Source organism: Phenylobacterium sp., assembly GCF_036723115.1.
GTDB lineage: Bacteria > Pseudomonadota > Alphaproteobacteria > Caulobacterales > Caulobacteraceae > Phenylobacterium.
In genome coordinates this window covers 1-7,620 of the sequence record NZ_DAIMHV010000128.1, presented here as the reverse complement: position 1 = coordinate 7,620, position 7,620 = coordinate 1, and the positions used below count along the sequence as shown (strand labels likewise).

The window sequence follows — 7,620 nt, the reverse complement described above, 5'->3', positions numbered from 1 at the left end:
CGGCGGCCCTGCGGCCCTCGGAAGGCTCAGACTGAACACCGCCCCGCCGCCCGGGCGCTGGGCGGCCCCCGCGGCGCCCCCGTGCCGCCGGGCCACCTCGGCCACGATCACCAGGCCAAGACCTGAACCGCCCGCGGTCGTTCCTGTTTCGGGGAGCCTCTGGAAAGGCTGGAAGATTCGCTCCAGGGCCTGGACCGGAAGGCCCGGCCCGCGATCGGCGATCTCGCAGACTACGGTTTCCCCCTCGACCCTGACGCTGGCCTCCACCGGCTGACCGTCCGGCGAGTGCTTGAGCGCATTGCCCAAGAGGTTGGCCAGGGCGCGGGAGAGCAGGGTGCGATCGCCGGTGATCGGGGCGGCTTCCGGCGTCTCGACCAGGATGCGCAGACCTCGAGCCTGGGCCTGAGGCCAGAGTTCGTCGGCGACCTCGGTGAGAAGGTCCCCGAGGTCGAGGGGCTCAAGATCCATTTCGTCGGCTTCGGCGCGAGCCAGCTGAACGAAGCTGTCGGCCAGGGCGAGGGTCTGGTTGGCATAGGTCTCGATCCGCTGCGCCACGGGCAGAGTGGCCAGGTCCGGATGAGTTCGCAGGAGGGCGAGGATCGAGACCTGCGGCGAGCGCATGTCGTGGGTGAGCAACTGGACCACCCGCTCGCGTTGGGCGGCGGCCGCTCGCAAGGGGGTGATGTCGACCAGTCGAACGAGGTGGCGCGCCGGCCCTGCGGCCTCGGTGAGCGGTCGGGTGTCGATCTGGAAGATCCGTCCGTCAGGGGCGTGGCGCTCCACGGTCTCGCCGTCTTCCTCGGTCTCAGAGTCGGGGCGCCGCCAGGCTTCGATAAGGCCCTGGAAGTCCGCACCCATCGCATTGGGCAAGAGGTCGTGGCCGCGACTGTTGGCGAAGGTCACCCGCCCGTCCTGGTCCAGGAGGAAGGCCGCATCGGGAAGGGACTGGAGCGCGTCGAAGATGAGCTTGCGCAGGGCCTCGGCGCGGCCGATCGCGGTCTCCAGCGCGTCCATCTGTCGGGAGATGCGGTCTCCGCCCCGGCTGGCGGCGACCGGGGTGAGGAGATCGGGGGTCTGGGCGAACCGCTCCAGTTCCTGATTGAGATAGCGACTGGCGGCCGCCAGCCGCCGCCAGGCCCAGACCGGCATGAGCAGGACCAGGCTGAGCAGGCCGCCGGAAGGCGGCGCCCAGAGTCTGGCCGTGACCATGAGCAGCAGGCTCGACGCCAGAACCAGAATCACGAGGCCCGCCGCCAGAAGCATCACGGCCTGCGGCTTCAAGCGGCGCAAGGCCAGCAGCATGATGAGGACGGGCGCCCAGCCGAAGGCGAGGCGGCCGGCCGGCGACAGGGGCTGGAGAGCTTGTCCATGAAGCTCGCCGGCCAGGATGTGGCCGATGATCTCCACGCCGGACATGAGGTCGGCCGAGCGGCTGAGCGGGGTGGCGTAGCGGTCGCCGAGGCCGCTGGCGGTGACGCCAACCAGGACGTGGCGATCGCGGAGAAACGCGTCCGGGGCCTCGCCCCGAAGGACCTGGCTGGCCGGCAGGGTGGGGAAGTGGCCCGGCGGACCCTTGAAGGGGATCAGAACGGGGGGGCTCCGCTCCAGATGGTCTGCAGGGCCCGCCGGGGGCGGGATTGGGTGCGAAAGACCCTGGGCCACGCGCTCCGCGGCCAGGGCGAGATGGGGAATGTCTCGTCCGTCGATCCGTTCGACCAGACTGGCGCGGCGGACCACGCCGTCGGCGTCAAACTGCAGGTTTACATGACCAAGCCCGGCGGCGGCCTGCGCCAGAGGCGGGGTCGGCGGGCGGACCCAATAGGCTGCGCCGTCGGGACCCGGGGCTTCCAGGTGAAGCGGAAGAACCGCTGCGCCCATGTTGCGCAGCGCCTCGGCGAAAGCCTCGTCTGCGGCGGGGTCGGCGGAGGGCTCCGGAAAGAGAATGTCATAGGCCAACACCTTGGGATTGGCGGCGGCCAGTTGCGTCGTCAGCGCGGCGTGGACCGAGCGCGGCCAGGGCCAGGGGCCGACTTCGGCGATGCTCAGGTCGTCGATGGCGACGATCACCACCTGGCCGTCAGCGGGCGCCTGGGCGCGTCGCATGAGACCGTCATAGACCATGGCGTCGAGGCGCCCTGCGGCTCCGGAAAGGGAAAGCCAGGCGGACACAGTCAGGATGAGGAACGCCGTCAGCCACCATTCCAGGCGGACATGGCGAGCCGCGGCCGGAGCCATCGCCGCCTATTCCCCCAGCTGGAACCGCTCGACCTTCGACCACTTCTCGAAGGCCTCGCCCCCCTCGAAGCGGGTCACCCGGACGCGCCAATAGTAGGCGCCCGGCGGCAGGTTGGTGACCGCGATCCGTCGGTCTTCGAGGCCCGGCTCGTCCACCAGAAGATCGGTCATGTCCGCATCGCGCGCCAGCTGGAAACGGAACCGCGCCACCCCCTCGCCGGCGTCGGCCCAGCGGAAGAGAAAGCGGTCGCCGCCGGCGTCCGGCGGGCCGAGGTCCAGGCTGTTGAGCCGCCGTTGGAAGGCCACCACAGCGGGAAGCCCTTCCAGCCCCGCCCCATCGATGGCCGTGGCGCGGGCGAACAGGGCTCCGTTGGGTATGGCGGCGCCGTCCAGGCTGACAACGGGCTCAGGGGCGGTCGCCTCGGTGAGCACGTCGATGAAGCCGGCGTCAGCCCCGATCTGGATGCGGTAGGCGGCGGCCTCGGCCATGGGGCGCAGGGTGAAGGTCAGGTCGGGCTCGTCCTGGGCCCGACCTGCGCCCACGAATTGTGGCGCCGGCAGAAGCGGCAGGAGCTGGCCTGGGCCTGCGGGTTGGGTCAGGCGGCCGAAGCCTTCGCTGACCGACGCCTCGCCATCACCGGACGCGGCGGCGTTGGCCACTACGCCTTCGATGACTTCCAGGGTGGAACGGTCGGTCGCCTCGTCGTGGCTGACCCGGAAGACGGTGCCGCGCACGGCCGAGACGGTGAGTGGCGTGGTGATGGAGAAGCCGTCCGTTGGACGTTCCGGACTGACGGTGATGGCGCTGCGGCCGGCTTCCAGCGCGAACCGGCGACGGACCTGGCCCGTGAGCAGGACGCGGCGGAGCTCTTCCACCCGCACGCGGCTGCGGGAGGGCAGGGAGACGCGGGAGCCGTCCGGCAGCTCAAGGGTGGCGAAGGCGGCTTCTCCCGTGAGGATCCGCGCGCCCTGGCCGATGGGCATGTCGGCGACCGCCGCCACCTCGGCGCCGCCCTGGATGACGGTGACCGGGCCGCGGAAGGCCGCCAGTCGGGCGATCACGGGCTCGGTGCGCAGCAGGCGGTCGGGAATCTGAAGGACGCGGCCAGGAGGCAGCCGGCGCGCCTCGGTCACACGGTTGAGGCGGGCCACCTCGCGGTGGCTCTGCGGCGAGACCAGGAACTCACTGGCGAGGCCATACAGCGTATCGCCACGCTTGACCGGATAGGCGGTGACCGGCTCGGCGCCGGCGTGCGCCGGGCTCAGAAGGATCAGGGCGAAGCCGGCCAGGGCGGCCAGCGTCCGCGTGCGCGCCGCCTTGATGATCATTCGCCCGTCTCCCGACCCTGATCGGACCCATAGACTTCAAGGCGATAGCCGAAGCTATAGACCGGCGCCAGACGATACCCCTGTTCCGGGTGGAGGTTGAGCTTGCTGCGCAGGCGAGAGACATGGGCGTCCAGGGTGCGCGTTGCGAGGTCAGGGCGCCGGCCCCAGACCGTCTCCATCAGATAGGCGCGGCTCAGGGGGCGGTTGGCGTTTCGGAACAGGGTCAGGGCCAGGGCGAATTCCTTGGCGGTCAGGAGGCAGGGGCCGTCCGGCGTCACGACCGTCGTTGTGGCGGGCTCGAAGAGGAAGCCCGCGATGGTCTCCCCTGTGGCGGCGGACTCCGCACTTTGCAGGCGGCGCAGGACGGCGCTCATCCGGGCCAGAAGGACGGCGCGGTCCACCGGCTTGACGATGAAGTCGTCGGCTCCGGCGTCGAGGGCGGTGACGATGTCATGGGCGGAGTTGCGCGCCGTCACCATCAGCACGCCTGGGGGCGGGCTCAAGGTGCGCCTGATCCAGGCCAGGAGCTCCAGGCCCGAGAGGCCGGGAACATTCCAGTCGAGCAGCAGGATGTCGAAGGTCTCCTGACGCAACTGCGCCTGGAGGGCCTCGCCAGCGCCGAAGTGCACGCACACATGGCCGTCACCCCGCAGAATCTGCTGCAGCAGTTCGGCCTGAGCCAGATCATCCTCCAGCAGTGCGACTCTCATGCGCTTGATCGACTCAGGGGGAATCGGGGAGTCCCATGGGTGTGCGGCCCGGGGATGAGCCTGTCGGTAGAGCTGCGGACGCCGCTTGGTCGCCGACCCGGCAACGGCAGGGGAACAGATTGCAACACAGTGTAAAGCCTGGGCGCCGGCGCGAACATGGCCGACGAGAACAATTATGAATAACCGGCGCGCGCCGCAAAGGCGCCCTGTCCCCGGAGCCGGAAGAATTCATGTGTAGCGCCGCCGAGTTCCTTCCACCCCTTCGTCCTGTGCTGATCGTCGAGGCGAGCCAACCGCGGCAGCGGCTGCTGCTGGCTTTGCTGGATTTTGCAGGTCTTCGTGCGGTGATCGCTCCCAATGGTTCCGACGCCTTCGAGGCTTGGCGCGGGGAACGCTGGAGCCTGATCCTGATGAATATGGAGGCCGCCCTGCTGGACGGTCCCGCCCTGACCCAGGTGATCCGCAGGATTGAGGGCCAGGAGGGGCGCGAACCCACGCCGGTGATCGGCTATGGCGCGCCGGAAGGCCGTGCGGCCGCCCTGGCCGCGGGCATGGACGACCACCTGGCCTGGCCGTTCAACGCGGCGCAACTGTTCGAGGCGGTGGAGGCGCGGCTGGGCGTCGGCGTGGGACCGCAAGTCGCGCCCCGGGCGACGGCGGCCCGCCCAATCCACTGAGCCAAAGCGCCCTTGGGCTGAGACGCCGCCGTCCGCCTGAGCTGGGAATGTAAGAAGTTGTAACTTCGAGGGCCCTCGCCTTTCCCGAGAAGCTGAGCCGTATCCCTTGTCCCGCTGTCGCAGGGGTGGGGATTCATCATGACCATGACAGCGGACGGCGCGCGGTTTGTCGCGGCGTTGGAGGAAGATCGAGGGCCTGACAGGCGGGCCCTGGCCGTGCGGATCGGCGCGGCTGCGCCCTGGATGACCGCGCCCATGCTCGGGCTGGGGCTGCTTGCGCTTCTCGACGTCCAGCCGGCCGCCCAGTCGGCCGCAGCGGTGCTGGGATTGCTGGCCGGGGTTGGTTTTCGGCGGGCCTGGGGTTGCCGCGTCGCCGATCTTCGCCAGATCGCCGAGGTTTGCCGGCGCCGACGGCTGCGCCCCCTGGCGCTCAGGCGCGACTGGACCCCGGTGAACGCTCATTGGCGTCATCCGCGACAATACCGGCTGGTGGTGGAGCAGGAGGACGGCCGGCTCTGCCGCCTGGGGGTGGCCATGCCGCTGCTGGGGGGCGCGCCGAGCTGGATCTGCCTGTCCGACCACAGCCTCGCGCCGGCGGGCATGTTCCGATGACCAGCACGATTGCGCGCCGGCACCCGGTGGACGCCCATGTCGGCCTGCGCATGCGTCGCCGGCGCCGGGAGTTGGGCATCACACAGACGCAACTGGCCGAGACGCTGGGGGTGAGCTTCCAGCAGGTGCAGAAGTACGAGAAGGGGCTGAACCGGGTCAGCGCCTCGCGGCTGTTCTCCCTGGCCTGCGCCCTGAAGGTCCCCGTGGACTACTTCTTCGAAGAGATGGAGCGCCGGGCCGCAAAGCCCCCGTCGCCGCTGACGACGGGGGGCGGGGAGGCGGGCGATCAGGCCTGAGTCGGCGCCGCGCGGACGGTTCGAAGGCCGAGGCGAATCTGCTTCTCGATCTCGATGAGGATGAAGAAGACCGCCCCGGTGGCCACGATCAGCAGCCCGTCGCCAAGGCTGACCGCCTGGGTCCCCAGCACCGCCTGGAGCGGCGGCAGGTAGGTGACGGCGAACTGGGCTGCGGTCACCAGCAGGACGACCACCCACACCGCCCGTGTACCCCGGGCCGCCGCCCAGGTGAAGGAGGCGCCGTGGATGTTGCGGATGAAGAAGAGGTGGAAAATCTCCAGCACCACCAGGGTGTTCATAGCCATGGTCTGGGCCATGGCCGGCGGATAGCCCCTGTCGATGGCGTAGCTGTAGATGCCGAACACGGCCGCCAGGAACAGAAGCGCCACCATCACCACGTGCCAGACCAGGGTTCCCGACAGGATGGGGGAGTCCCGTCGCCGGGGCGGACGGGCCATGGCGCCCTTCTCGGTGGGCTCGAAGGCCAGGGCCAGCCCCAGGGTGACGCTGGTGATCAGGTTGATCCACAGGATCTGAACGGCGGTGATGGGCAGGGCGAGGCCGGCCAGCAGCGCCAGGATGATCACCAGCGACTCGCCCGCATTGGTGGGCAGGGTCCAGCTGATCACCTTTTTCAGATTGTCGTAGACGGTGCGGCCCTCGCGCACGGCGGCGGCGATGGAGGCGAAGTTGTCGTCGGTGAGGACGAGGTCGGCGGCCTCCTTGGCGGCTTCGGACCCCTTCTGCCCCATGGCGATGCCGGCGTCGGCGCGCTTCAGGGCGGGCGCGTCATTGACCCCGTCGCCGGTCATGGCCACCGACAGGCCCTGTGCCTGGAGGGCGGTGACCAGCCTCAGCTTGTGCTCCGGACTGGTGCGGGCGAAGACGTTGACCGCGCTCACCTCCTGGGCCAGCCGCGCATCATCCATCTCGTCGAGGTCGGCGCCGGTGAGCACCCGGCCCGGATTGTCCAGCCCGATCTGAGCGGCGATGGCGCCCGCCGTCCCGGCATGGTCGCCGGTGATCATCTTCACCTGAATGCCGGCCGCGCGGCACTCGGCCACCGCGGCCACGGCCTCGGGCCTGGGGGGATCGATCAGACCGACCAGACCGAGGAAGGCGAGGCCGCCCTCCAGGCGCGCCGCATCGATCTGTTCGCCGGCCTCCTGGCGTTGGCCCAGGGCCAGGACCCGCAGGCCCTCACGGGCCATGGCCTCGGCCCGCTCGCGCCAGACGTCGCGATCGATGTCGCCGCACATGTCGAGCACGCGCTCAGGCGCGCCTTTCAGATAGGTGACCGGCCGTCCGTCCTCCCCCCTGGTCAGCACGGCCATGAAGCGGTGGCGGGAATCGAAGGGGATGGCGTCGAGCCTGTGGGCGCCCTGCGTCCGGGCGCCGGCCTTGGCGGCGAAGGCCAGCAGAGCGCCCTCCATGGGGTCGCCCTCGACGATCCACTGGCCGTCGCGAAAGGCCAGGGCCGCGTCGTTGCAGAGGGCGGCGGCCAGGCCCAGAGCGTGCAGGTCGCCGGCGGGGGTGACAAGGCCCTCCGGCCCGTAGCCCTCGCCGGAAATGGCGAAGACGCCCGCCGGGGTTTCCGCGCGGGCCACCACCATTTCATTGCGCGTGAGGGTGCCGGTCTTGTCCGTGCAGATCACCGAGACCGAACCGATGGCCTCGATCGCCGGCAGCCTGCGCACGATGGCGTGCCGCCGGGCCATGGCCTGGACTCCCACCGAGAGGGTGATGGTCATCACCGCCGGG

The 7,620-nt window shown here is 70.2% G+C and carries 7 protein-coding genes; 3 read left to right on the top strand and 4 right to left on the bottom strand.

The window, feature by feature from the left end:
• The 3 genes from V7D28_RS12090 to V7D28_RS12080 form a co-directional block, all read right to left on the bottom strand.
• Positions 1-2,235: CHASE2 domain-containing protein (locus V7D28_RS12090; protein ID WP_333587633.1), on the bottom strand; the 2,235-nt coding region annotated here is incomplete at its 3' end.
• 6 nt (positions 2,236-2,241) lie between these two features.
• On the bottom strand, positions 2,242-3,564 hold the full coding sequence (locus V7D28_RS12085) for a FecR domain-containing protein (protein ID WP_333587632.1): 1,323 nt from the start codon (positions 3,562-3,564) through the stop codon (positions 2,242-2,244).
• Entirely contained in the window at positions 3,561-4,274 is a 714-nt protein-coding gene (locus V7D28_RS12080; protein WP_333587631.1) for a response regulator transcription factor, read from the bottom strand. Before V7D28_RS12080 ends, V7D28_RS12085 begins: the two co-directional genes overlap by 4 nt.
• A gap of 230 nt (positions 4,275-4,504) precedes the next feature.
• Here V7D28_RS12080 and V7D28_RS12075 point away from each other — a divergent pair, with 230 nt between their 5' ends.
• From V7D28_RS12075 to V7D28_RS12065, 3 genes are all read left to right on the top strand, one after another.
• Entirely contained in the window at positions 4,505-4,951 is a 447-nt protein-coding gene (locus tag V7D28_RS12075; protein ID WP_333587630.1) for a response regulator, read from the top strand.
• 138 nt (positions 4,952-5,089) lie between these two features.
• Positions 5,090-5,563: a hypothetical protein gene (locus V7D28_RS12070; protein ID WP_333587629.1), complete on the top strand. Its 474-nt coding sequence runs from the start codon at positions 5,090-5,092 to the stop codon at positions 5,561-5,563.
• The gene (locus tag V7D28_RS12065) at positions 5,560-5,859 is read left to right on the top strand and encodes a helix-turn-helix domain-containing protein (RefSeq protein WP_333587628.1); all 300 of its coding nucleotides are present in this window, start codon (positions 5,560-5,562) and stop codon (positions 5,857-5,859) included. The genes V7D28_RS12070 and V7D28_RS12065 overlap by 4 nt, the downstream gene beginning before the upstream one ends.
• On the opposite strand, the gene V7D28_RS12060 is transcribed toward V7D28_RS12065, so the two are convergent.
• Positions 5,850-7,620, bottom strand: a 1,771-nt coding sequence (locus V7D28_RS12060) for an HAD-IC family P-type ATPase (RefSeq protein ID WP_333587627.1), incomplete at its 5' end; no start/stop codon positions are given. The genes V7D28_RS12065 and V7D28_RS12060 overlap by 10 nt on opposite strands.

Excerpts from the sequence above, each read along its gene's own strand:
- V7D28_RS12085 (WP_333587632.1), bottom strand. The coding sequence starts at position 3,564 with ATGATCATCAAGGCGGCGCGCACGCGGACGCTGGCCGCCCTGGCCGGC.
- V7D28_RS12080 (WP_333587631.1), bottom strand. The coding sequence starts at position 4,274 with ATGAGAGTCGCACTGCTGGAGGATGATCTGGCTCAGGCCGAACTGCTG.
- V7D28_RS12075 (WP_333587630.1), top strand. The coding sequence starts at position 4,505 with ATGTGTAGCGCCGCCGAGTTCCTTCCACCCCTTCGTCCTGTGCTGATC.
- V7D28_RS12070 (WP_333587629.1), top strand. The coding sequence starts at position 5,090 with ATGACCATGACAGCGGACGGCGCGCGGTTTGTCGCGGCGTTGGAGGAA.
- V7D28_RS12065 (WP_333587628.1), top strand. The coding sequence starts at position 5,560 with ATGACCAGCACGATTGCGCGCCGGCACCCGGTGGACGCCCATGTCGGC.